This window comes from Pseudomonas sp. LH21 (assembly GCF_036549575.1).
Taxonomy (GTDB): domain Bacteria; phylum Pseudomonadota; class Gammaproteobacteria; order Pseudomonadales; family Pseudomonadaceae; genus Aquipseudomonas; species Aquipseudomonas peradeniyensis.
In genome coordinates this window covers 4,949,056-4,974,972 of the sequence record NZ_CP144367.1, presented here as the reverse complement: position 1 = coordinate 4,974,972, position 25,917 = coordinate 4,949,056, and the positions used below count along the sequence as shown (strand labels likewise).

Annotated in this window: 10 protein-coding genes; all 10 read left to right on the top strand. The window is 65.7% G+C overall.

Features of this window, described 5'->3' with window-relative positions; genetic code table 11:
- Positions 1-105 precede the first annotated feature (105 nt).
- The gene (gene hmpA / locus VUG52_RS22640; protein WP_050703796.1) at positions 106-1,284 is read left to right on the top strand and encodes an NO-inducible flavohemoprotein; all 1,179 of its coding nucleotides are present in this window, start codon (positions 106-108) and stop codon (positions 1,282-1,284) included.
- A gap of 516 nt (positions 1,285-1,800) precedes the next feature.
- A complete protein-coding gene (locus VUG52_RS22635) occupies positions 1,801-2,307 on the top strand; it encodes a disulfide bond formation protein B (RefSeq protein WP_050703797.1) in 507 nt (168 codons plus the stop codon).
- 559 nt (positions 2,308-2,866) lie between these two features.
- Positions 2,867-3,811 carry a ubiquinol oxidase subunit II gene (gene cyoA, locus VUG52_RS22630; RefSeq protein ID WP_028689802.1) on the top strand — a complete coding sequence of 315 codons (945 nt, stop codon included), beginning with the start codon at positions 2,867-2,869 and terminating at the stop codon, positions 3,809-3,811.
- Between the two features lie 3 nt (positions 3,812-3,814).
- Entirely contained in the window at positions 3,815-5,833 is a 2,019-nt protein-coding gene (gene cyoB, locus VUG52_RS22625) for a cytochrome o ubiquinol oxidase subunit I (protein WP_050703798.1), read from the top strand.
- A 3-nt stretch (positions 5,834-5,836) separates the two neighbouring features.
- Positions 5,837-6,460, top strand: a complete 624-nt coding sequence (locus tag VUG52_RS22620; protein ID WP_023629875.1) for a cytochrome o ubiquinol oxidase subunit III — start codon at positions 5,837-5,839, stop codon at positions 6,458-6,460.
- The gene (gene cyoD, locus VUG52_RS22615; protein WP_023629876.1) at positions 6,460-6,792 is read left to right on the top strand and encodes a cytochrome o ubiquinol oxidase subunit IV; all 333 of its coding nucleotides are present in this window, start codon (positions 6,460-6,462) and stop codon (positions 6,790-6,792) included. Before VUG52_RS22620 ends, cyoD begins: the two co-directional genes overlap by 1 nt.
- An 11-nt stretch (positions 6,793-6,803) precedes the next feature.
- A complete protein-coding gene (cyoE, locus tag VUG52_RS22610; protein WP_028689798.1) occupies positions 6,804-7,691 on the top strand; it encodes a heme o synthase in 888 nt (295 codons plus the stop codon).
- 317 nt (positions 7,692-8,008) lie between these two features.
- A complete protein-coding gene (gene alaC / locus VUG52_RS22605; protein ID WP_050703799.1) occupies positions 8,009-9,217 on the top strand; it encodes an alanine transaminase in 1,209 nt (402 codons plus the stop codon).
- Positions 9,218-9,501: 284 nt separating this feature from the next.
- The gene (locus VUG52_RS22600; protein ID WP_050703800.1) at positions 9,502-9,885 is read left to right on the top strand and encodes a YkgJ family cysteine cluster protein; all 384 of its coding nucleotides are present in this window, start codon (positions 9,502-9,504) and stop codon (positions 9,883-9,885) included.
- 377 nt (positions 9,886-10,262) lie between these two features.
- Entirely contained in the window at positions 10,263-25,547 is a 15,285-nt protein-coding gene (locus tag VUG52_RS22595) for an autotransporter-associated beta strand repeat-containing protein (protein ID WP_331832104.1), read from the top strand.
- Positions 25,548-25,917: the final 370 nt, after the last annotated feature.

The following is a 25,917-nucleotide window of genomic DNA, read 5'->3' as shown; positions in this document are numbered from 1 at the left end:
ACACTCATGTGCTCAAGACCTTGATTTCATTGGCGTTTAAAGTTGGCACGATTGCTGAAAAGCCTTACGCAACCATTCGAAGCCAAAGGCTCAGGAGTTGTCGCAATGCTCAATGCCGAACAACGTGCAATCATCAAGGCCACTGTCCCTCTGCTGGAAAGCGGTGGCGAGGCCCTGACCACCCACTTCTACAAACTGATGCTCAGCGAGTACCCCGAGGTGCGTCCGCTGTTCAACCAGGCCCACCAGGCCAGCGGCGACCAGCCGCGCGCCCTGGCCAACGGCGTGCTGATGTACGCCCGCCATATCGACCGGCTCGAGCAGCTGGGCGGCCTGGTCGGGCAGATCATCAACAAGCATGTGGCCCTGCAGATTCTCCCTGAACACTATCCGATCGTCGGCAGCTGCCTGCTGCGCGCCATCGAGGAAGTGCTGGGCAAGGACATCGCCACCCCTGAAGTGATCGCCGCCTGGGCGGCCGCCTATGGCCAACTGGCCGACATCCTGATTGGCGCGGAAGAAAACCTCTATAAAGAGAAGGAGCAGGCTGCCGGCGGCTGGCGCGGTACCCGCGAGTTTCGCCTGGCGCGCCGCGAGCAGGAAAGCAGCGAGATCGTTTCGTTCTACTTCGCCCCGGTCGATGGCCAGCCGGTGCTCAAGGCCGAGCCGGGCCAGTACATCGGCCTGCAGCTGTTCATCGATGGCCAGGAGCAGCGCCGCAACTACTCGCTGTCGGCCCTGTGCGACGGCGAGCAGTACCGCATCAGCGTCAAGCGCGAAGCGGGCGGCAAGGTCTCGAACTACCTGCATGACGGGTTGATGGTCGGCGACACCCTGCAACTGTTCCCGCCGTCCGGTGACTTCACCCTGGCCGCCAGCGACAAGCCGCTGGTGCTGATCAGTGGCGGCGTGGGCATTACCCCGACCCTGGCGATGCTCGAGGCGGCGCTCAAGACCGAGCGTCCGGTGCACTTCATCCACTGTGCGCGCAATGGCGCGGTGCATGCGTTCCGCGACTGGATCGACGGCCTGGCGGCGCGTCATCCGCAGCTCAAGCGCTTCTATTGCTACGCCGAGGACGATGGCAGCCAGGCCGCCGACGCCGTGGGCCTGCTGGACCAGGCGCTGCTGGGCGAGTGGCTGCCGCGTGAGCGTGACATCGATGCCTACTTCCTCGGGCCGAAGGGCTTCATGGCCGCGATCAAGCGCCAGCTCAAGGGCCTGGGTGTGCCGGAAGGGCAGAGCCGTTACGAGTTCTTCGGGCCGGCGGCGGCGTTGGAGTGAAACGCTGAGCCCATCGCGGGGCAAGCCTGCTCCCACGTTGAACCAGGTGGTGCTGGCGTGGGAGCGGGCTTGCCCCGCGATTCATCCCAATCGCTGCGGTTCGGCGTTCTGTCGCGCCGACGGCACCCGGATGCTCCCGGCCGTGGGTAATCGAGAACGAAACGGACGATGACATTCGGCGCTATCGGCGTGGCCGAGCGCCGAACCGCAGCGATTGGGCCTATCCCTTCTCTATATAGAAAGAGATGAACGCCTCTACACCCGCGTTCATCTTTAATCCTCCTTTAATCACTGTATCCTTCACTCCCGGGTGTCGAGGGGCCTGCCTCTGTCCGGCGCTCGGGCTGGCGCATTTTTCATGTCGGCCAGTGAACCGAAACCGACCCGCTCGGTCCTAGGTCATCAATGGATAGCCGCGCACGCCCCTCCTCGATGCATTCAAAGGTCATCTCCAGCGTGTAGACTGGGCGCCCCTCGGGCAGCCCGCGCTGCCACTCTCCATCGAAGGAATCGGCAATGAACGAACTCTCATCGCGCCTGAATCGGGAACGGCGCTTTCTGGTGCTCCTCGGCGTGATCTGCCTGGCGCTGATCGGTGGCGCCCTGTACATGCAGGTGGTGCTGGGCGAGGCGCCGTGCCCGCTGTGCATCCTGCAGCGCTATGCCCTGCTGTTCATCGCGATCTTCGCCTTCATCGCCGCGGCCATGCCCGGGCGCCGCAGCCTGACCTTCTTCGAGGCGCTGGTGGTGCTCAGCGCCATCGGCGGGATCGTTGCGGCGGGCAACCATGTGTATATACTCGCCAACCCGATGGTCAGCTGCGGCATCGACACCCTGCAGCCCATCGTCGATGACCTGCCGCTGGCCAAGCTGTGGCCGCTGGCGTTCCAGGTCGACGGTTTCTGCTCCACCCCGTACCCGCCGATCCTCGGCCTGTCGCTGGCGCAATGGGCGCTGGTGGCGTTCGTCCTGACGGCGGTGCTGGTGCCCCTGGGGATCTACCGAAACCGCCGTCGCGGTTAGACCAAAGTCCCGAATTGACCTGGGTCTATTGCGCGGCGAGATAAGCCGCAGTGCGCACCGCACGATTGATCCAGGTCAGCCACCAGCCCTTGCGCGGCAAGGGTTTCAGGGCTACTGGAAGGGGTGCGACAAACTGTCGCGAAGTTGATTTTTTGACCAGCATTGTTACGCATTCTGTAAAAGACTGTTGCTCAATAAGTCATAGTCATCGTTGAACGACCTATCTACAATCGCCCCCAATTTCCGTTCGGCACTGCTTGCAAGTCGCAGGATTGATGGAAGCCGCAGCGCTTTCCATTTGCTGACTTCGTCAAGTTTCGCCCAACGGCGATACCGGGCGGACCCCCCTCCGCGTTTTCCGCACCAAATGGACTTGGTCTGAAGTACAGGCCTGTTGCCTACGAAACCATAAGCACCGCACACCCGCTTGACGCCTAGATCCTGCAGTCGGATCCCTGGCAGGGGCGAGTACGGGCGCCAATTGCCGCACTTGGCAGGACGAAGTGTTGGCTACCAAAACACAAATTGCATTGAAGCAAGCTGATCTAGAGGTCGTGAGATGAGTAAAAAGCGTTACCCCAGACTGTTTGGCATATTGCCCTTTTTAGGCATGCTTTTACTCAGTGGGTGCAACTGGACCCTGCTCGACCCGAAGGGCCAGGTCGGCATTGAGCAGAAGAACCTGATCCTGATCGCCACCGGCCTGATGCTGCTGGTGGTCGTGCCCGTGATCATCATGACCCTGGCGTTCGCCTGGAAGTACCGTGCTTCCAACAAGGCCGCCACCTACACCCCCGACTGGTCGCACTCGACCAAGATCGAGGCCGCGGTGTGGATCATCCCGATCCTGATCATCATCGCCCTGGGTTACTTCACCTACCACTCCACCCACAAGCTGGACCCGTACCGTCCACTGGATTCCGATGTGAAGCCGGTGCAGATCGACGTGGTCGCGCTGGACTGGAAGTGGCTGTTCATCTACCCGGAGCAGGGCATCGCCACGGTCAACAAGATCGTCTTCCCGGCCAACACCCCGGTCAACTTCCGTGTCACCTCCGATGCCGTGATGAACTCCTTCTTCATCCCGGGTCTGGGCGGCCAGATCTACGCCATGGCCGGCATGACCACCAAACTGCACCTGATCGCCAACGAGAACGGTGTGTTTGACGGTATCTCCGCCAACTACAGCGGCGCCGGCTTCACCGGTATGAAATTCAAGGCTGTCGCCACTTCGCAAGCTGACTTCGATGCATGGGTCGCTGAAGTGAAGGCATCGCCGAAGAAACTGGACCAGGCCGAATATGACGCCTTGGCCAAAGCTAGCGAAAACAACCCAGTCGCGCTGTACAGCGAGGCTCCGGCTGACCAGTTCCAGCGCATCGTCGACAAGTACGAAGGCATGAACCGCGGTCGTCCGAACCACGAAGAAGCAGGCAGCAAAGACCTGGCCACCACCAAGGGTGTGGAATCGAGTATGCAACCAGCTGCCGGTGCAGAGGAGTAAGAGATGTTCGGTAAATTAACTCTGGAGGCGATACCGTATCACGAGCCGATAGTCATGGTGACGCTTGCCATGATCGCGCTCGGTGGTATCGCTGTCGTTGGTGCCATCACCTATTTCCGCAAGTGGACCTACTTGTGGACCGAGTGGCTGACCACGGTCGACCACAAGAAGATCGGCGTGATGTACATCATCGTCGCTATGGTCATGCTGCTGCGCGGCTTCGCCGACGCCATCATGATGCGTACCCAGCTGGCTGCCGCCACCGGTGGCTCCGAAGGCTACCTGCCGCCTGAACACTATGACCAGATCTTCACCGCCCACGGTGTGATCATGATCATCTTCATGGCGATGCCGTTCTTCACCGGCCTGATGAACCTCGCTGTTCCTCTGCAGATCGGTGCGCGTGACGTTGCCTTCCCGTTCCTGAACTCCCTGAGCTTCTACCTGCTGCTGGCAGGCGTGCTGCTGGTCAACATCTCGCTGGGCGTTGGTGAATTCGCCAAGACCGGCTGGGTTGCCTATCCGCCGCTTGCGGGTATCCAGTACAGCCCTGGGGTGGGTGTCGACTACTACATCTGGGCGCTACAGCTCTCAGGCTTGGGTACGACACTGACAGGCGTGAACTTCCTCGTCACCGTGATGAAGATGCGCGCCCCTGGCATGAAGCTGATGGACATGCCGATCTTCACCTGGACCTGCACCTGGGCCAACGTGCTGATCGTCGCTTCCTTCCCGATCCTGACCGCCGCACTCGCCCTGCTGACCGTTGACCGTTATCTGGACTTCCACATCTTCACCAACGAGCTTGGTGGGAACCCGATGATGTACGTCAACCTGTTCTGGGCATGGGGTCACCCTGAGGTCTACATCCTGATCCTGCCGGCCTTCGGCGTGTTCTCGGAAGTCACCTCGACCTTCGCAGGCAAGCGCCTGTTCGGTCACCACTCGATGATCTACGCCTCGGGCGCGATCGCCATCCTGGGCTTTGCGGTCTGGCTGCACCACTTCTTCACCATGGGTGCCGGCGCCAGCGTCAACACCTTCTTCGGCCTGGCGACGATGCTGATCTCCATTCCGACCGGTGTGAAGCTGTTCAACTGGCTGTTCACCATCTACCAGGGCCGTCTGCGCTTCACCGCGCCGATCATGTGGACCCTGGGCTTCATGGTCACCTTCTCCATCGGTGGCATGACCGGCGTTCTGCTGGCTGTTCCAGGTGCCGACTTCGTTCTGCACAACAGCTTGTTCGTGATCGCCCACTTCCACAACGTGATCATCGGTGGCGCGGTATTCGGCTACATCGCCGGCTTCGCCTTCTGGTTCCCGAAAGCCTTCGGTTTCACCCTGAACGAGAAGTGGGGCAAGGCTGCCTTCTGGTTCTGGATCTCCGGCTTCTACGTAGCGTTCATGCCGCTGTACGCCCTGGGCTTCATGGGCATGACCCGTCGTCTGAACCACTCCGACAACCCGCTGTGGGAACCCTACCTGTACGTAGCCGTGGTCGGCGCCGTGCTGATCCTGTTCGGTATCGCTTGCCAGCTGATCCAGATCTACGTCTCGGTTCGCGACCGCAAGGACAACATGGACGTCACCGGCGACCCATGGGGCGGCCGTACCCTGGAATGGTCGACTTCGTCGCCACCTCCGTTCTACAACTTCGCGCACATGCCTGAGCATGTTGGCCTGGACGCCTGGCACGAAGCCAAGCAAGCCGGCGCTGCGTACAAGGCCCCTGCCAAGTACGAAGCGATCCACATGCCGAGCAACACCTCCACCGGTCTGTTCATGGGTCTGCTGCTGACCGTGTTCGGTTTCGCCTTCATCTGGCACATCTGGTGGCTGGTGGGCGCGAGCCTGGTTGCAACCATCGCTGTCTTCGTTCGCCACGCCGCGCGTGACGACCAGGGCTACATGGTTCCGGCCGAAGAAGTGGCGCGCATCGAAGGCGAGCGCATGAAAGCGCTGGCCAAAGCAGGTGCTCTGCCTGCCGGCGCACGTGTCGAATCGTTTGAACGGGTGTAATCAATGTCCAGTCAAGTAATCCACGGTGGCGCGCATGGTCATGACCATGCGCACGACGACCACCACCACGACTCGGGCCAGATGACCGTACTCGGTTTCTGGCTCTACCTGATGACCGACTGCATCCTGTTTGCGTCGCTCTTCGCCACCTACGCGGTGCTGTCCGGCGGTTTCGCCGGCGGCCCGTCGGGTCACGACATCTTCCAGCTCGACTTCGTGCTGGTTGAAACCGCGTTCCTGCTGCTGTCCTCGATCACCTTCGGCTTCGCCATGCTGAAGATGTTCGCCGGCAACAAGGCGGGCGTGCTGGGCTGGTTGGCCGTGACCTTCCTGTTCGGTGCCGGCTTCATCGCGATGGAAATCTATGAGTTCCATCACCTGATCGCCGAGGGCTACGGCCCGCAGCGCAGTGGCTTCCTGTCGGCGTTCTTCGCGCTGGTCGGTACCCACGGCCTGCACGTGACTGCCGGCCTGATCTGGATGGCAATCATGATGTACCAGATCAACAAGCACGGCATCACGCCGACCGCCAAGACCCGCATGAGCTGCCTGAGCCTGTTCTGGCACTTCCTGGACGTGGTCTGGATCTGCGTATTCACCGTCGTCTACCTGCTGGGAGTTCTGTAATGGCTAGCGCACACGACACTCATCACGAAGGTAATCACGGTAGCGTGAAGTCGTACATGATCGGCTTCGTACTGTCGATCATCCTGACCGCGATCCCGTTCGGCCTGGTGATGTACCCGAGCCTGCCGAAGAACCTGACCGTCCTGATCGTGGTGGCCATGGCCGTCATCCAGGTGGTTGTACACCTTGTGTACTTCCTGCACATGGACCGCTCGAAAGAGCAGCGTTCCAACGTGTCGACGTTCCTGTTCACCGTCCTGGTAATTGCACTGCTGGTCGGCCTGTCGCTGTGGATCATGTTCAGCATCCACTTCGAAATGTTGGCCAAGTGAGGTAAGACTGCATGTCCGTGAAGCACTTTATCCAAATCACCAAACCGGGGATCATTTTCGGTAACGTGCTTTCCGTGGCAGGCGGTTTCTTCCTTGCCGCTAAGGGGCATGTGGATTTCGCCCTGTTCCTGGCGGTGGTGATCGGTACTTCCCTGGTGGTCGCGTCTGGATGCGTGTTCAACAACTGCATCGACCGTGACATCGACCACAAGATGGAACGTACCAAGAACCGCGTCATGGTCCAGGGCGGCATGTCGCTGCCCCTGGCGCTGATCTACGCCACCCTGCTCGGGGTGGCGGGTTTCAGCCTGCTGTATGTGCAAGCCAACCCGCTGGCGGCGTTCTGCGCCCTGGTCGGTTTCGTCGTCTACGTCGGTTTCTACAGCCTGTGGCTGAAGCGCAAATCGGTGCACGGCACCCTGGTCGGCAGCCTGTCCGGTGCCATGCCTCCGGTGATCGGCTACTGCGCCGTGAGCAACAGCTTCGACCTGGCCGCGGTGACCCTGCTGGTGATGTTCAGCCTGTGGCAGATGCCGCACAGCTTCGCCATCGCCATCTTCCGCTTCAAGGACTACAGCGCCGCCAACATTCCGGTCCTGCCGGTGGCACGCGGTATCCTCGCGGCGAAGAAGCAGATCGTGCTGTACGTGCTGGCCTTCGTGCTCGCCACCCTGATGCTGACCCTCGGCGGCTACGCCGGCCTGGGTTACCTCGCCGTGGCGGCCGCCATGGGCCTGTACTGGCTGTACATGGCCTGGGGTGGCTACAAGGCCGAGGACGACAGCAAGTGGGCCCGCAAGGTGTTCGGCTTCTCCATCCTCACCGTCACCGCCCTGAGCGTGATGATGGGCGTGGACAGCCAGACTGCGGCCGATGTGCTGATGACCTACGCGCGCTGATACTGCAGCCTGTAACACCAAGAACCCCGGCCATGTGCCGGGGTTTTTTATGCCTGTTTTTCCTGTGGCGGTTTTTTCGCGGGTAAACCCGCTCCCACAGGGTTAGCGCGATCCCTGTGGGAGCGGGTTTACCCGCGAAGAGGCCGGTCCTGAAAACGTAAATCTTTGATTTTCAAAAAATACATCTGAAAATATTAGGCAAAGCAGGAAATTATCCTTTGCAGAAATATTGTTTCGGCATTATCTTCTGAAGCAGGTCGCCGCAGCGGCCAGCGTCGCTCGGACGGTTCCGGGCGCTTACGTCTCTCGAGGAACACATGGCCAACCCAGGTTCGCCGCGCCGCTTCGCGCGCATCGATCGTCTCCCCCCGTACGTCTTCAACATCACCGCCGAGCTCAAGATGGCCGCCCGCCGCCGTGGCGAGGACATCATCGACCTGAGCATGGGCAACCCCGATGGCGCCACCCCGCCGCATATCGTCGAGAAGCTGGTGCAGGTCGCCCAGCGCGAGGACACCCACGGCTATTCCACCTCCCGTGGCATCCCACGCCTGCGCCGCGCCATCTCCAACTGGTACAAGGAACGCTACGACGTCGCCATCGACCCGGAAAGCGAGGCCATCGTCACCATCGGCTCGAAAGAGGGCCTGGCGCACCTGATGCTCGGTACCCTCGACCATGGCGATACGGTGCTGGTGCCCAACCCCAGCTACCCGATCCACATCTACGGCGCGGTGATTGCTGGTGCCCAGGTGCGCTCCGTGCCGCTGGTGCCGGGGGTGGACTTCTTCAACGAGCTGGAGCGGGCGATCCGCGAGTCGATCCCCAAGCCGAAGATGATGATCCTCGGCTTTCCGTCCAACCCCACCGCCCAGTGCGTCGAGCTGGACTTCTTCGAGCGCGTGGTGGCCCTGGCCAAGCAGTACGATGTGCTGGTGGTGCACGACCTGGCCTACGCCGACATCGTCTACGACGGCTGGAAGGCGCCGTCGATCATGCAGGTGCCGGGCGCCAAGGACATCGCGGTGGAGTTCTTCACCCTGTCCAAGAGCTACAACATGGCCGGCTGGCGGATCGGCTTCATGGTCGGCAACCCCGAGCTGGTCAGCGCCCTGGCGCGGATCAAGAGCTACCACGACTACGGCACCTTCACCCCGCTGCAGGTGGCCGCCATCGCCGCCCTGGAAGGCGACCAGCAGTGCGTGCGCGATATCGCCGAGCAGTACCGCCAGCGTCGCAACCTGCTGGTCAAGGGCCTGCACGAGCTGGGCTGGATGGTGGAGAACCCCAAGGCCTCGATGTATGTCTGGGCCAAGATTCCCGAGGCCTATGCGCACCTGGGCTCGTTGGAGTTTGCCAAGAAGCTGCTGGCCGAGGCCAAGGTCTGCGTGTCGCCGGGAATCGGCTTCGGTGACTACGGCGACGATCATGTGCGCTTTGCCCTGATCGAGAACCAGGACCGGATTCGCCAGGCCATTCGCGGCATTCGCCAGATGTTCCGGGCCGATGGGCTGACCAGCAAGTAAGCCGCCAGGGCGCTATCGCGGGTGTAGGAGCGGCCTTGTGCCGCGAAAGGGCCGCGAAGCGGCCCCAGGATGTATGCAGCATTGCCAGGAACCTGGGGCTGCTTTGCAGCCCTTTCGCGGCACGAGGCCGCTCCTACACAGACCTGTGCATGCCGCTTACCTCGGAACGCCGATCAGCGGCGATCTTTTTTTGCTTCCCCCCTCTTCTCAGCCGATCGCGCCTGGATTACAAATAGCGCCGCGGGCGCTCGCCCCGATAACAACAACCTCCTTCCCTGGCCATCATGTCCGATCAGAACCCTTGCCTGACCTGCGGCGCCTGCTGCGGCTACTTTCGTGTGTCTTTCTTCTGGGGTGAATGCCAGTCCGCCGGTGGCGTGGTGCCCGACGACCTGGTGGTGCAGATCAACCCGACCCGGGTCGCCATGATCGGCACCGACGCCAAGCCTTGCCGCTGCGTCAGCCTGGGTGGCGAGATCGGCACGCAAGTGGCGTGCTCCATCTACGAGAACCGCTCCAGCCCCTGCCGCGAGTTCGATGCTTCGTGGGAAAACGGCGTGCACAACCCCAGCTGTGACGACGCCCGGGCGGCCTATGGCCTGCCACCGCTGACACCACCCGGCGCCAACGAGCCGCATTGGCCGGATGAGGGGGCGGAGGTCGCCTGAAGGGATTGCTTGGCCTTGCTGACTGCGGACTGCGTGGGAACGCGCTTGCCCCGCGATTGCGGTGCCGGCGTCATCGCGGGGCAAGCACGCTTCCACAAACCGTTTCACATTCTGGCCATTCGCTATGACCGTTCGTCGGTTGGATCCAATGGCCAAGCGGCTGAAACCCGCGAAACACGTGCCGCCTAGACAAAGTATTAACACCATTTGACCGTCCCCTGCGCCGTACCGCCCGCGCCTGAGCGGCTACACATTCCCTCAAAGGAAATTCGTAGCCATAGATCAGGCGTTTCGGCCGTCGCGTGTTCCACTGCTCTTTCCTGCCCGCTGTGCACGCATTCAAGGACTGAATCGCCTGATCCACGAAGGAGCTCTCCGTGGACAGACGTGCCGCCCCCCGTTCACCCGCCCGTTTCTCGCAACTGTCGCTGGCTGTCAGCCTGGCTGTCGGTGCGATGGCATTTGGTCTGTCCAGCGAACAGGCGCTGGCCGTCTGCAGCGCGGCCGGTTCCACGATCACCTGCAGCGGCGCGGCCAACCCGCTGGCGCCCAGCTATACCAATGGCGGCAGTGGCCTCACTGTCAACGTCAACCCGGGCGCGAGCCTGGGCACCTTGCTGGGCGTGGGCGGCACCTCGCTGTCGCTGGCCGGCAACAACAACACCCTGAACAACTCCGGCACCATCGACCCGACGTTGCTCGGGCTGCTGAGCATCCAGTCCTCCGCCGTGCTGATCGGCAACACCGGTACCGGCAGCACCCTCAACATCAACAACAACGCCACGGGCGTGATCAAGGGCACCGGCGCCTTGCTCGGCGCCAACCTGCTGAACCTCACCGGCATGGCGCTGGATGCGCGCAACGGCGCCGCCGGCACCACCACCATCAGCAACGCCGGCAGCATCGGTTCCTCGGCCTTGGCCAGCCTCACGCTGGTGAGCGAGGACACGCCGGTCATCGCCGTGACCGGTGGCAGCACGGTGAACTTCACCAACACCGGCACCATCCTCGGCCGTGCCGCGTTCGAGGCTTCCGCGACAGGCAACACCTTCACCAACGCCGGGACCCTGACCGGCAGCCTGTCGATGGGTGTCAACAGCACCAACCGCTTCAACGCCATCACCGGCTCCAGCGTGGGGGCAGGGCTTGGCGTCGGCGTGGCCTTGCTGGTCACCAGCAACCCGAACCTTGCCTTCGCGGCGGCCGGCAAGATCGACGGTGGTGCCGGTGGCACCAACACCCTGGCACTGCAAAACGCCATTGGCGGCGGCAGTGGGACCAGTGGCAGCGGTACGATCAACGCCACCAACTACATCAACTTCAGCCGCCTGATTGTCGACGCCGGCACCTGGAGCCTGATCGGCCAGGTGCTCAACGGCACCACCCAGACCACCCTCAATGGTGGTCAGCTCAACTTCGACAACGCCAGTGCCTTCGGCAGTGGCGCCATCACTGTCAACGGCGGCGGGCTGGCGGGCACCGTCGGTGGCCTGAGCCTGGCCAACAACTTCACCCTCAACGCCGGCCTGAACGTCGGCGGCGCCACCGACATGGCCCTCAATGGCGTGGTCTCGGGTGTCGGCGGCCTGACCAAGACCGGTACGGGGCTGCTCACCCTCGGCGCCACCAACACCTACAGCGGCGGCACCACCCTGGCCGCCGGCGGTCTCAACCTGGCCAGCGCCGCTGCGCTGGGCAGTGGCGGCCTCACCGTCAGCGGCGCCAGCAGCCTGCAGGGCAGCGTGCCGCTGGTGCTGAACAGCAACGTGGCATTGAACGCGGCGCTGACCCTGCCTGGCAGCAACGCCCTGACCCTCGGCGGTGTGCTCAGCGGCACCGGCTCGCTGGTCAAGAGCGGCAGCGGTGGCTTGACGCTGAACGGCGTCAACACCTACAGCGGCGGCACGACCCTGGGTAGCGGCACCCTCACCCTCGGCAACGCCAGCGCCCTGGGCAGCGGCACGTTGGCACTGAGCGGCAACGGCACCCTGGACACCACGGCGACCATGACCCTCGCCAATGCCATCAACCTGGGCAGCAGTACCCTGACCTTGCCGGGCACCAACGCACTGACGCTCAACGGCGTGATTGGCGGCAGCGGCAACCTGACCAAGAACGGCACCGCCGACCTCACTCTCAACGGCGTCAACACTTACAGCGGCACCACCACCCTGGGCGGTGGCAAGCTCACCGTCGGCAACAGCGCCGCGCTGGGCACCAGCGGCCTGACCCTGGGCGGCAATGCCAGCCTGGACGCCAGCAGCGCGGTCAGCCTGGGCAATGCGATCAACCTGGGGGCCAACACCCTTGACCTGCTGGGCACCAGCGCCACCACCCTGGGCGGTGTCATCAGCGGTACCGGCGCGCTGGTCAAGAATGGTGCCGGCGACCTGACCCTCAATGGCAACAACACCTTCAGCGGCGGCCTGACGCTCAACACCGGCAAGCTCACCGTCGGCCACAGCAATGCGCTGGGCAGCGGTGCGCTGACCCTGGGCGGCAACGTCAGCCTCGACGCCGGCACCGCAGTCAACCTGGGCAACGCGGTCAACCTCGGCGCCAATACCCTCAACCTGCTGGGCACCAGTGCCACCACCCTGGGTGGTGTCATCAGCGGCACCGGCGCGCTGGTCAAGAACGGCAGCGCCGGCCTGACCCTCAACGGCAGCAACACCTTCAGCGGCGGCACCACCCTCAATGGCGGCGTGCTGACCGTGGGCAACAACAATGCCCTGGGCACCGGCGCGCTGTCCCTGGGCGGCAATGCCAGCCTCGATGCGGGCGTGGCGGTCAACCTGGGCAACGCCATCAACCTGGGCGGTAACACCCTGACCCTGCCGGGCACCAGCGCCACCACCCTGGGCGGCGTGATCAGCGGCACCGGGGCGTTGGTCAAGAATGGCAGCAGCAACCTGACCCTGGGTGGCGCCAACACCTTCAGCGGCGGGCTGACCCTCAATGCCGGCACCCTGACCCTGGCCAGCGCCGCAGCCCTGGGCACGGGCGACTTGACCGTCGGCGGGGCCTCGACCCTGGCCAACACGGCGGCGATGACCCTGAACAATGGCATCAACCTTGGCGCCAACCTGACCCTGGCCGGCGCCAACAACCTCACGCTGGCCGGCAACCTCAGTGGCACCGGCGGACTGATCAAGAACGGCAGCGCCAGCCTGACCCTGAGCGGCAACAACACCCAGAACGGCACCACGGCGCTGAACGCCGGCACCCTGGTGCTGGGCAGCAACACCGCGCTGGGCACCGGCGCGCTCAATGCCGCGGCCAACACCACCCTCGACACCAGTATCGCCGGGCTGAACATCGGTAACGCTCTCAACCTGGCCGGCAACCTGAACCTGCCCGGCAGCAACGACCTGACCCTGAGCGGCATAATCGCTGGCGTTGGCGGCATCACCAAGGGCGGCAACACCACCTTGACCCTGACCGGTGCCAACACCAACAGCGGCTCCACCTTCCTCAACGCCGGTACCCTGGTGGTCGGCAACAACACCGCGCTGGGCACCGGTACCCTCAACACCGCCGCCGGCACCCACCTGGACGCCAGCACGGCCGTGAGCCTGGCCAACGACGCCATCATCGCCGGCCCCCTGACCATCGACGGCACCGCCAACCTGGGCCTGAGCGGCGTGCTCAGCGGCATCGGCTCGCTGGTCAAGAACGGCAACGCCAGCCTGACCCTGAGCGGCAACAACGTCTTCACCAACGGCACCCAGCTCAACGCCGGCACGCTGATCCTGGGCAGCAACACCGCATTGGGCATCGGTGGCCTGACCCTGGGAGGCAACGCGAACCTCGACACCAGCACTGCGGTGGCCGCCACCAACACCATCAGCCTCGGCGCCAACACCCTGACCGTGCTGGGCAGCAACGCCACCACCCTGACCGGGCAGATCAGCGGTACCGGCGCGCTGGTCAAGAGCGGCAGCGCCGCCCTGACCCTCAACGGCAACAACACCTACAGCGGCGGTACCACCCTCAACGGTGGGTTGCTGACCCTGGGCAACAACAATGCCCTGGGCACCGGCGCCTTGACCCTGGGTGGCAACGCCAGCCTCGACAGCAGCGGCACCCTCAACCTGGGCAATGCCATCAACCTCGCCGGCAATACCCTGACCCTGGCAGGCAGCAATGCCGCCACCCTCGGCGGCGTGATCAGCGGTACTGGCACGCTGACCAAGAACGGCAGCACCAACCTGACCCTGTCAGGCGCCAACACCTTCAGCGGTGGCCTCAACCTCAATGCCGGCACCTTGACCCTGGCCAGCGCCGCCGCGCTGGGAACCGGTGCGTTGAACGTCGGCGGCGCCGCCACCCTGGCCAACGCCACGGCCATGACCCTGAACAACGCCATCAACCTCGCCGCCGACCTGTCGCTGCCAACCACCAGCAACCTCACCCTGGCCGGCAACCTCAGTGGCACCGGCGGCCTGGTCAAGAGCGGCAGCGCCACCCTGACCCTGAGCGGCAACAACACCCACAGCGGCGCCACCGCGCTCAACGCCGGCACCCTGGTACTCGGCAGCAACACCGCCCTGGGCACTGGCGCGCTGAATGCCGCCAACAACACCACCCTGGACACCAGCGTCGCAGGCCTGAACATCGGCAACGCGCTGAACCTGGCCGGCAACTTCATCCTGCCCGGCAGCAACGACCTGACCCTGAGCGGCACCATCGCCGGCGCCGGCGGCATCACCAAGAACGGTGCCACCAGCCTGACCCTGACCGGCAACAACAGCAACAGCGGCATCACCCGTCTGAACGCCGGTACCCTGGTGCTCGGCAGCAATACCGCGCTGGGCACCGGCACCCTCAACACCCTGGCCGGCACCCACCTGGATGCCAGCACAGCCGTCAGCCTGGCCAACGACGTCACCATCGCCGGCCCCCTGACCATCGACGGCAGTGCCGACCTGGGCCTGAGCGGCGTGGTCAGCGGCATCGGTTCGCTGGTCAAGAACGGCAACGCCAACCTGACCCTGAGCGGCAACAACCTCTACACCAACGGCACCCAGCTCAATGCCGGCACGCTCACCCTCGGCAGCAACACCGCGCTGGGGATCGGCGCCCTGACCCTGGGCGGCAACGCCAACCTCGACGCCAGCACCGCCGTGGCGGTGACCAACGGCATCAGCCTGGGCGGCAACACCCTGACCGTGCTGGGCAGCAACGCCACCACCCTCGGTGGCCTGATCAGCGGCAGCGGCGCGCTGGTCAAGAATGGCAGCGCCGGACTGACCCTCAACGGCAACAACACCTACAGCGGCGGCACCACCCTCAATGCCGGGCTGCTGACCCTGGGCAACAACAACGCCATCGGCAGCGGCGCCCTGAGCGTGGGCGGCAATGCCAGCCTCGACGGCAGCGGCGCGCTCAACCTGGGCAACGCCATCAACCTCGGAGCCGGTGCCACCCTGACCTTGCCGGGCAGCAATACCACCACCCTCGGTGGCGTGATCAGCGGCACTGGCGCGCTGACCAAGAACGGCAGCACCAACCTGACCCTGTCGGGCGCCAACACCTTCAGCGGTGGCCTCAACCTCAACGCCGGCACCCTGACCCTGGCCAATGCCGCCGCGCTGGGAACCGGTGCGCTGAACGTCGGGGGCGCCGCGACCCTGGCCAACAGCGTGGCGATGACCCTGGGCAACGACGTCAACCTCGGCGCCAACCTGACCCTCGGCGGCAGCAGTAACCTGACACTGGGCGGCGTGCTCGCCGGTACCGGCGGCCTGATCAAGAACGGTGTGTCCGACCTGACGCTGACCGGCAACAACACCTTCAGCGGTGCCATCGACCTGCTCGGCGGCAGCATCACCACGGTCGGCACCACGGCCCTGGGCAATACCTCGGCAGTCAGCGTCGGCGCTGGCACCAGTCTCAACCTCGGCGCCAGCGCCACCATCGGTGGCCTGAGCGGCGCCGGTACGGTGAATATTGCCGGCGGCGGCGACCTGACCCTGGGCGGCAACAACCTCAACAGTGTGTTCAGCGGTGCCCTGGCCGGCAGTGGCGGGCTGGTCAAGACCGGCACCGGCAGCTTCGAGCTGTCCGGGGTCAGCACGCTCGGCGGCAACACCACGGTCAATGCCGGCCAGCTCAATGTCACCGGCTCGCTGGCAAGCTCCAGCGTGCAGATCAACAGCGGCGCCAGCCTCGGCGGCACCGGCAGCCTGCTGGGGGCGGTCGACATCGCCAACGGCGCGCACCTGCTGGCCAACAGCGGCGCGACCCTCGGCACCGGCGCGCTTACCCTGCACAGTGGCTCGATCCTCGACTTCGGCCTGGGCTCGCCGGCCACCGGCGGTACGGCGCTGGTCAACGTCAACGGCAACCTGACCCTGGACGGTACCCTCAACGTCACCGACGTCGGCGGCTTCGGCACCGGTATCTACCGGCTGTTCGACTACACCGGCGCGCTGGTCGACAACGGCCTGCTGGTCGGCAACGTGCCGGGCGCCATGTTGCCCGGCGACCTGCAGGTGCAGACTTCCATTGGCAGCCAGGTCAACCTGCTGGTCGGCGGCGCCTCCGGCACCGTGCAGTTCTGGGATGGCGGGCAGAACGTGCCCAATGGCGTGATCGACGGCGGCACCGGTACCTGGAATGGCAGCAACACCAACTGGACCGATGTCAACGGCGTGCTCAACGGCAGTTGGGCCAGCGACTTCGCGGTGTTCCAGGGCACCGCGGGGGATGTCACGGTGGTCGGCACCCAGGCCGCCACCGGGCTGCAATTCGTCACCAACGGCTACCGCCTGATCGGCGCCGGTGGGCTGGACCTGGTCAACGGCAGCAACGGCGCCTTCGCCGTGCGGGTCGACCCCGGCGTCACCGCGACCCTCAACGTCGGCCTCTCGGGCAGCGGCCAGCTGGCCAAGCTCGACAGCGGTACCCTGGTGCTCAATGGCGCCAACAGCTACACCGGCGGCACCCTGTTCAACGGCGGCACGGTCGTGGTCGGCAACAACACCGCTTTTGGTAGCGGCGCTGTCAGCACCGCCAACGGCACCACCCTGGACAGCAACACCGCCGTGGCCCTTGGCAACGCCTTCAATCTCAGCGGCGCCCTGACCGTCGCCGGTTCCGCCGACCTGGGGCTGTCCAACGTAGTCTCCGGCCTTGGCAGCCTGGTCAAGGCTGGCGGCGCCAACCTGACCCTGGGTAACGCCAACACCTACAGTGGCGGCACCAGCCTGGGTGCCGGCACCCTGACTCTCGGCAACGCCCAGGCGCTGGGCACGGGCGGCCTGAGCGTCACCGGCGCCGCCAGCCTGGACACCACCGGTAACTTGGCACTGGGCAATACCGTCGCCCTGAACGCCAACCTCACCCTACCGGGAACAAACGACCTCACCCTCAACGGAGCGCTCAGTGGCACCGGGGGCTTGGTCAAGACAGGTTCCGGCACGCTCACCCTCAACGGCAGCAACAGCCAGCAGGGCGGCACCAGCCTGAACGGCGGCACCCTCGTGGTAGGCAGCAACACCGCGCTGGGCACCGGTGCGCTGAACGCAGTCGGCGGCACCACCCTGAGCAGCAATGCCAACGTCACCCTGGCCAACCAGCTCAACCTGGCCGGCAACCTGACCATTGCCGGGGCACAGAACCTGACCCTGGGCGGCAACGTCAACGGCGTCGGCGGCCTGACCAAGACCGGCAGCGGCACCCTGACCCTGAACGGCACCAATGGCAACCTGGGCAACACCAACCTCAATGCCGGCACCCTGGTGCTCGGCAGCGCAAGCGCCCTTGGCCTCGGCCAGCTCAACGCGGCGGCCGGTACCACGCTGGACAGCAACACCGCTCTGAACATTGGCAACACCGTCAACCTGGGGGGCAACCTCACCATCACCGGCAGCAACGACCTGGGCCTGGGCGGCCTGGTCACGGGGGCCGGCAGCCTGACCAAGAACGGTGCCAGCAACCTTACCCTCAGTGGTGCCAACACCCTGACCGGCGGCGTGACCCTCAATGCCGGCACGCTGACCCTGGGCAACAACCAGGCGCTGGGCACCGGCACCCTGACCGTCGGCGGCGCCAGCAACCTGGCCACCACCGGCGCCCTGACCCTGGCCAACCAGGTGACGCTCAACAACACCCTGAGCCTGACCGGCAACAACAACCTGGCCCTCAATGGCGTGATCAGCGGCACCGGCGGCCTGACCAAGACCGGCAGCGGCAACCTGATCCTTGGCGCGGCCAACACCTACCAGGGCACCACCACCCTGGGCGGCGGCACCCTGACCCTGGGCAACAACACCGCCCTGGGCACGGGCAACCTGGCGGTGACCGGCAACAGCGCCCTGGCCACGATCGGTGTGCTGCAGGTGGCCAACGCCATCGGCCTCGGCGCCGGTACCACCCTCGGCGTCAACAACACCCAGGCCCTGACCCTCGACGGTGTCATCAGCGGTGCCGGGGCAGTGAACAAACTGGGTGCCGGGCAACTGGTGCTCAATGGCAGCAACACCTACGCCGGCGGCACTTCGCTGCAGGCCGGCAGCCTGCTGCTGGGCAATGCCGGCGCCCTGGGCAGCGGTGCCCTGACCGTCAACGGCGCCGCCAGCCTCGATGCCAGCCAGGCGCTGGCGCTGGTGAACGCCGTCAACCTCGCCGGTGGCAACCTGACCCTTGGCGGCAGCCAGGCGCTGACCCTCGACGGCGTGGTCTCCGGCAGCAACGGCCTAGTCAAGAACGGCGCCGCCACCCTGACCCTCAACGGCAACAACACCTACAGCGGCGGCACCACCCTCAACGCCGGCACCCTGGTGGTCGGCAGCAATACCGCGCTGGGCACCGGCGCCCTCAGTACCGGCGCCAACACCAGCCTCGATGCCAGCGGCGCGGGCGTCACCCTGGCCAACGCCGTGCACCTGGGCGGCACGCTTAACGTGCCGGGCAGTGCCGACCTGACCCTCAACGGCGTGGTGGATGGCGTCGGCGGCCTGAACAAGGCCGGCGCCAGCACCCTGACCCTCAACGGCGCCAACAACTACCTGGGCGGCACCACCCTGAATGCCGGCCGGCTGGTGGTCGGCAACGACAACGCGCTGGGGCAGGGCGCCCTGACCGTTGCCGGGGCCTCGACCCTGAGCAGCGGCGCCAGCACCACCCTGGCCAACAACGTCACCCTCAACGCCGGCCTGACCGTCGATGGCGGCAACGACCTGACCCTCAATGGTGTGATCAACGGTACCGCCGGCCTGACCAAGAACGGCAGCGGCAACCTGACCCTCAATGGCAACAACGGCTTCCAGGGCGGCACCCAGCTCAATGCCGGGCGTCTGACCGTAGGCAACAGCGGCGCGCTGGGCACCGGCACCCTGTCGGTTACCGCCGACGCCACCCTGGCCAACAGCGCGCCCATGGCCCTGGGCAACACCATTGCCCTGAGCAACGGTGCCAACCTGACCGTTGAAGCCGCCAACGCGCTGATCCTCAGCGGCGACCTCGGCGGCAGCGGCAACCTGGTCAAGACCGGCGTCGACGACCTGACCCTGGTCGGTGTCAAGACCTTCACCGGCAACGTCGACATCCAGGCTGGCTCCATCACTACCCTCGGCAGCGGTGTGCTGGCCAACGTCGACACCCTCAACGTCGGCGCCAGCGGCCAGCTCAACCTCAATGGCAACGCCAGCCTCGGCAGCCTCACCGGCAGCGGCCAGGTCGATGTCGGCATCGGCAGCGTTCTCAGCCTGGGCGGCAACAACCTCAGCAGCACCTTCGCCGGTGGTCTCAACGGCCTGGGCGGCCTGACCAAGGTCGGCAGCGGCACCCTGACCCTGACCGGCACCGGCAACCTGGCCGACAACACCCAGGTCAACGCCGGTACCTTGAAAGTGGATGGCACCCTGGGCAGCAACCTGCTGACCGTCGCCAGTGGCGCCACCTTGGCGGGTAGCGGCACCGCCAACGCCACGGTGGTGATCAACAACGGCGGCCACCTGGCCGGGCAGAGCGGCGCCACCCTGGGCCTCGGCAGCCTGGTGCTCAACAGCGGCTCGATCGTCGATGTCGGCCTGGCGTCACCGTCCACCGGCGGTACCGCGCTGTTCAACGTCGGCGGCAACCTGACCCTCGACGGCACGCTCAATGTCGGCAGCATCGGCGGCTTCGGCAACGGTGTATACCGCATCTTCGACTACACCGGCTCCCTGACCGACAACGGCCTGGACTTCGGCAGCCTGCCGCTGGGCGTGGGCCTGGGCGACGTGACCCTGCAGACTGCCCTGGCCAACCAGGTCAACCTGCTGGTCAGCGCCGCCGGCCTGAACATCCAGTTCTGGGACGGCAGCCAGAGCGTGCCCAACGGCCAGGTCGATGGCGGCACCGGCGTGTGGAACGCCGGCAACACCAACTGGACCGACCTCAACGGCGTGCTCAATACCACCTGGGGCAGCACCTTCGCGGTGTTCCAGGGCACTGCGGGCGACGTCACCGTCGACGGCAGCCAGACCGTCAATGGCCTGCAGTTCGTCACCAATGGCTACCGCCTGCTGGCAGGTACCGGCGGTGTGCTCGACCTGATCAACGGCAGCGGCGGCGACACCAGCGTGCGGGTCGATCCCGGGGCCACGGCGACCCTCGATGTCGGCCTGACCGGCGTCGGCAAGCTCAACAAACTCGACAGCGGCACCCTGATCCTCAACGGCAGCAACAGCTACAGCGGTGGCACCCTGCTCAGCGGCGGTACCTTGATCGTCGGCAACAACGCGGCCCTGGGCAGCGGCGCGCTGGACACCACGGCGGGCACTACCCTCGACAGCAACGCTTCGGTCGCGCTGGGCAATGCCATCACCCTGGCCGGCCCGCTGAACATCGGCGGTAGCAATGACCTGGCCCTCAACGGCAACATCGGCGGCGCCGGTGGCCTGGTCAAGGCCGGCAGCGCGCGGCTGGCACTGGGCGGCAACAACACCTATGCCGGCAATACCGCGCTCAATGGCGGCACCCTGGTGCTGGGCTCCAACACCGCGCTCGGCACAGGCAACCTGACCACCGCGCCCGGCACCAGCCTGGACAGCAGCCAGGCGGTCACCCTGGCCAACAACGTCACCACCATGGGCGACCTCACCGTGCTGGGCAGCAACGACCTGACCCTGGGCGGCACTGTCGGCGGCACCGGCCGCCTGCTCAAGGCCGGCCTGGCCCGCTTCGCGCTGATGGGCGCCAACACCTACAGCGGCGGCACCGACCTGCAGGCCGGCACGTTGGTGGTCGGCAACAACGCGGCGCTGGGCACCGGTGGCCTGGAAGTCACCGGTAACGCCAACCTCGACAGCACCAGTGCCGTGACCTTGGCCAACCCGGTCAATGTCAGCGGTGTGCTCAACGTGCTGGGCACTAACGACCTGCACCTGGCCGGCGTGCTCAGCGGCGCGGGCGAGCTGAACAAGAGCGGCCTGGCCGACCTGACCTTGTCGGGCAACAACACCTTCAGCGGCATCCTCAACATCCTCTCCGGCAGCCTGAGCACCATCGGCACCACTGCCCTCGGTACCCAGAGCCAGCTGAACGTCAGCACTGGCGCCAGCCTCAACCTCGACGGCAACACCAGCCTCGGCGACATCGGCGGCACCGGCGCGATCCAGATCGCCGCCGGCAACAGCCTGGCAGTGGAGGGCGGGGTGTTCGACGGCAATATCAGCGGCACTGGTACCTTGAACAAGCTTGGCAACGGCACCCTGGCGTTGAGCAGTACCAACAGCCACTCCGGCACCACCAACGTCCAGGCAGGAGGGCTGCAGGTGAATGGCTCCCTGGCCAGCGGCGCGGTCAACGTGGCCAGCGGCGCCAGCCTCAGCGGTGCCGGCAGCCTCGGCGGCGCGGTGACGGTGGCCAACGGCGGTAACCTCGCGGCGACCAGCGGCAGTACGCTGAACGCCGGTAACCTGGTGTTCGACAGCGGCGCCAACTTCAACGCCTCGCTGGGCACGCCGTCGGGTGGCGGCAGCCCGCTGGTCAACGTGGCCAACAACCTGACCCTGGGCGGTACCCTCAACGTCACCGACATCGGCGGCTTCGGCGCCGGGGTCTACCGGTTGTTCGCCTACGGCGGCAGCCTCACCAACAACGGCATGAGCTTCGGCACCACGCCGGTGCCGATCACCGACCTGACCGTGCAGACCGCCGTGGCCAACCAGGTCAACCTGGTGGTCGGCGGTGCCAGCAACGTACTGTTCTGGGACGGCAGCCAGAGCGTCGCCAACGGCCAGATCGACGGCGGCAGCGGCACCTGGGATGCCACCAACACCAACTGGACCGACGTCAATGGCGTGTTGAACAGCACCTGGAACGACACCTTCGCGGTGTTCCAGGGCGCACCCGGCACCGTCACCGTCAACGGCAGCCACAGCATCACCGGCCTGCAGTTCGTCACCGACGGCTATGTGCTCAACGCCGGTACCGCCGGTGAACTGCTGGGCAACGGCACCACCAACCTGCGGGTCGACAACGGCGCCACCGCCACCCTCAACGTCGCCCTCAACGGCACCGGCAGCGTCGCCAAGCAGGACGGCGGCACCCTGGTGCTCAACGCCGCCAACGGCTACAGCGGCGGCACCGCTCTCAACGGTGGCACCCTGGTGCTTGGCAACAATAGCGCGCTGGGCAGCGGCACCCTGACGGCCGCGGGCGGCACCACGCTGGACAGCAACACCGCCGTCACCCTGGCCAACACAACCGTGCTCAACGGCGCCCTGACCATTGCCGGCAGCAACGCCCTGACGCTCAATGGCGTGGTCAGCGGCACGGGTGGGTTGATCAAGAACGGCGCCGGCCTGCTGACCCTGAACGGGGCCAACACCTACAGCGGCGGCACCCAGATCAACGCCGGCGGCGTGGTGGGCAACAGCACCAGCCTGCAGGGCGCGATCCTCAACAACGGCGCCCTGACCTTCGAGCAGAACGCCAACGGCAGCTACACCGGCAACCTCAGCGGCAACGGCACCCTGGCCAAGAACGGCACCGGCGAACTGCTGCTGACCGGGGTCAATACCTTCACCGGCGCCACCAGCGTCAACGCCGGCACCTTGCTGGTCAACGGTCGCCTCGACAGCACCAGCGTGCAGGTCGCCACCGGCGCCCGCCTGGGCGGTAGCGGCACCTACGGCGGTGCCGTGCAGATCGCCAACGGCGCCACCTTGGCCGCCGGCCAAAGCGCCACGCCGCTCACCGTCGGCAGCCTCGACCTGGCGTCGGGCAGCGCCCTGGACTTCAACCTCGGCGCTCCGGCCGCCTCCACCACCGTGGTCAGGGTCAACGGCAACCTGGTGCTCGACGGCACGCTGAACATCACCGATGCCGGCGGTTTCGGCACCGGTGTCTACCAGCTGTTCAGCTACGGCGGCACGCTCACCGACAACGGCCTGGTGTTCGGCGCCATCCCGGGTAGCGTGGTTCTGGGCGACCTCAGCCTGCAGACCGCCATCGCCAACCAGATCAACCTGGTGGTGCAGAACTACGGCGAGGAGCTGCAGTTCTGGAACGGCGGCAAGACCAACCCCGACGGCAGCGTCGGCGGCGGCAGCGGCACCTGGGGCTCGAACACTGGCTGGACCAATGCCGGCGGCACCAGCAGCGAAGGCTGGAGCGGCGGCTACGCGGTCTTTGGCGGCACGTCCGGCACCGTTACCGTGGTTGGCAACCAGTCGTTCGAGGGCCTGCAGTTCCTCAGTGATGGCTACCAGGTCGTCCCGGGCTCTGGCGGCAGCCTGACCCCGGTCAACGATGCCGACGGCAGCCTGGCAGCGGTGCGGGTCAACGCCGGTGCCACGGCCACCGTCAGCGCACCGCTGGTCGGCACTGGCGGTATCGAGAAACTCGATGCCGGCACCCTGATCCTCGCCGGCGCCAACACCTACAGCGGCGGCACCACCGTCAGCGGCGGTACCCTGGTCGGCAACACCACCAGCCTGCAGGGCAACATCCTCAACAACGCCAACCTGGTGTTCGCCCAGGGCAGCAATGGCACCTTCAACGGCACCCTCAGCGGTACCGGCACCACCACCAAGCAGGGCGGCGGCACCTTGTTGCTGACCGGCAACCAGCCGTTCAGCGGTGCCTTCAACGTCAACCAGGGCGTGCTCCAGGTGGGCGATGCCGGCAACCCGGGCAGCAACCTCGCCGCCCAGGTCACGGTGGCCAACGGCGCCGCGCTGACCGGCAACGGCACTGTCGCCGGGCTGATCAACAACGGCACCGTGCTGCCGGGGCCGGCCGGCAACCTGAACGTGTCGGGCAACTTCACCAATGGCGCCACCGGCACCCTGGTGATCGACCTCGCCACCTCGCCAGTGAACTACCTGAACGTGGGCGGCACGGCCAACCTCGGCGGCAGCCTGATGGTGGCCAACCTCGCCAGCGGCAACGGCCAGTACACCGTGGTCAGCGCCGCGGGCGGCATCACCGGTACCTTCGCCACCACCAACCTGGCCAACTCGGCGTTCCTCAACAGCTCGCTGGACTATGGCGCCAACCAGGTGACCCTGTCGGTCAGCCGCAACGGCAACTCCTTCGCCGATGTCGCCGCCACCGGCAACCAGCGTGGCGTGGCCCTGGCCCTGAGCAGTGCCGGGGCGCCGGCCGAGCTGGTCAACAACCTGCTGCCGCTGGACCGCCAGGGCGCCCAGGCGGCGTTCGACAGCCTGTCCGGCGAGATCCACGCCAGCACCGCGACCGTGCTGATCGAGGACTCGCGTTACGTCCGCGAAGCGGTCAATGACCGCCTGCGCCAGGCCGACTGCAGCAACCAGGACGACCCGCGTCGCACCCTGGCGCCGACCGCCAACCAGCAGCTGACCAGCGAAGGCTGCCAGGGCCAGGCCGTGGGCTGGATCCGCGCCATCGGCGGCTGGGGTACCTACGACGGCAGCAGCAGCCATGCCAGCGTCGACCGTGACCTGTCGGGCTTCATGCTCGGCGTCGACCGTGCCCTGGATGATCAGTGGAAAGTCGGCGCCGCCGCCGGCTACACCCGCTCGAGCATCGACGCGCACCGTCGCCGCTCCGACGCCACGGTGGACAGCTACCACCTGACCACCTACCTCGGCTACCAGCTGGACGCCTTCGCCGCCCGCCTGGGTGTGGCCTACAGCTGGCACGACATCGACACCAAGCGCGATGTCACCGTCGGCAGCTACGACGACCGCCTCAAGGCCAAGTACAAGGCGCGCAGCGCCCAGGTATTCGGCGAGGTGGGCTACGCCATCGATGCTGGCGGTATCGCCCTGGAGCCGTTCGCCGGGTTGGCCTACGTCAACTACGACAGCGACACCGCCCACGAGAAGGGCGGGGCAGGGCGGCTGGAGGGCAAGGTCGACCAGGACGTGACCTTCTCCACCCTGGGCGTGCGGGCCGGCAAGCGCATCCTGCTCGACAATGGCAGCAGCGTCACGCCGCGGCTGTCGGTGGGTTGGCGGCATGCGTTCGGTGACGACAAGCCCGATGCCGATCTGCGCTTCATCGACGGTGGCGCAGGGTTCAGCACCGAGGGCGTGCCGATTGCCAAGGACGCGGCGGTGGTCGAGGCCGGGGTGGACCTGTCGGTGGGCGCGAGCGGTAAGCTGGGGGTCGGGTACTCCGGGCAGCTGTCGAGCGAGAACCGCGACCATGGTGTGGTGGTGAGCTTCAGCATGGGGTTCTGAGGTAGAATCGCTGGGGCTGCTTTGCAGCCCTTTCGCGGCACAAGGCCGCTCTCATGGAACAGAACATAATTCTTTGATTTGACTGGGGCAGCGTGGGAGCGGGCTTGCCCCGCGATGCGGTGTTTGGCACCGGCTTCGCCGGTGATCGCGGGGCAAGCCCGCTCCCACGATGGAACGCTGGAACGCTCGGGCGCGAGGGCTGTTGACCGCATCAGGGCCACCAGGTGTTCGTCGCAATCCTTGCAGCGCCTACAAGATCGAGCGCCGCCCGCGCGGCGCATCGCGGGACAAGCCCGCTCCCACATCTGTTTCGGGCCAGTCAATCCTGTGCCATTACCTGGTCAGCCTTGTTGCTCCGACGCAATTTCAG

Bases quoted from the DNA above. Each gene is read 5' to 3' on its own strand.
- hmpA (WP_050703796.1), top strand. From the start codon at position 106: ATGCTCAATGCCGAACAACGTGCAATCATCAAGGCCACTGTCCCTCTG.
- VUG52_RS22635 (WP_050703797.1), top strand. From the start codon at position 1,801: ATGAACGAACTCTCATCGCGCCTGAATCGGGAACGGCGCTTTCTGGTG.
- cyoA (WP_028689802.1), top strand. From the start codon at position 2,867: ATGAGTAAAAAGCGTTACCCCAGACTGTTTGGCATATTGCCCTTTTTA.
- cyoB (WP_050703798.1), top strand. From the start codon at position 3,815: ATGTTCGGTAAATTAACTCTGGAGGCGATACCGTATCACGAGCCGATA.
- VUG52_RS22620 (WP_023629875.1), top strand. From the start codon at position 5,837: ATGTCCAGTCAAGTAATCCACGGTGGCGCGCATGGTCATGACCATGCG.
- cyoD (WP_023629876.1), top strand. From the start codon at position 6,460: ATGGCTAGCGCACACGACACTCATCACGAAGGTAATCACGGTAGCGTG.
- cyoE (WP_028689798.1), top strand. From the start codon at position 6,804: ATGTCCGTGAAGCACTTTATCCAAATCACCAAACCGGGGATCATTTTC.
- alaC (WP_050703799.1), top strand. From the start codon at position 8,009: ATGGCCAACCCAGGTTCGCCGCGCCGCTTCGCGCGCATCGATCGTCTC.
- VUG52_RS22600 (WP_050703800.1), top strand. From the start codon at position 9,502: ATGTCCGATCAGAACCCTTGCCTGACCTGCGGCGCCTGCTGCGGCTAC.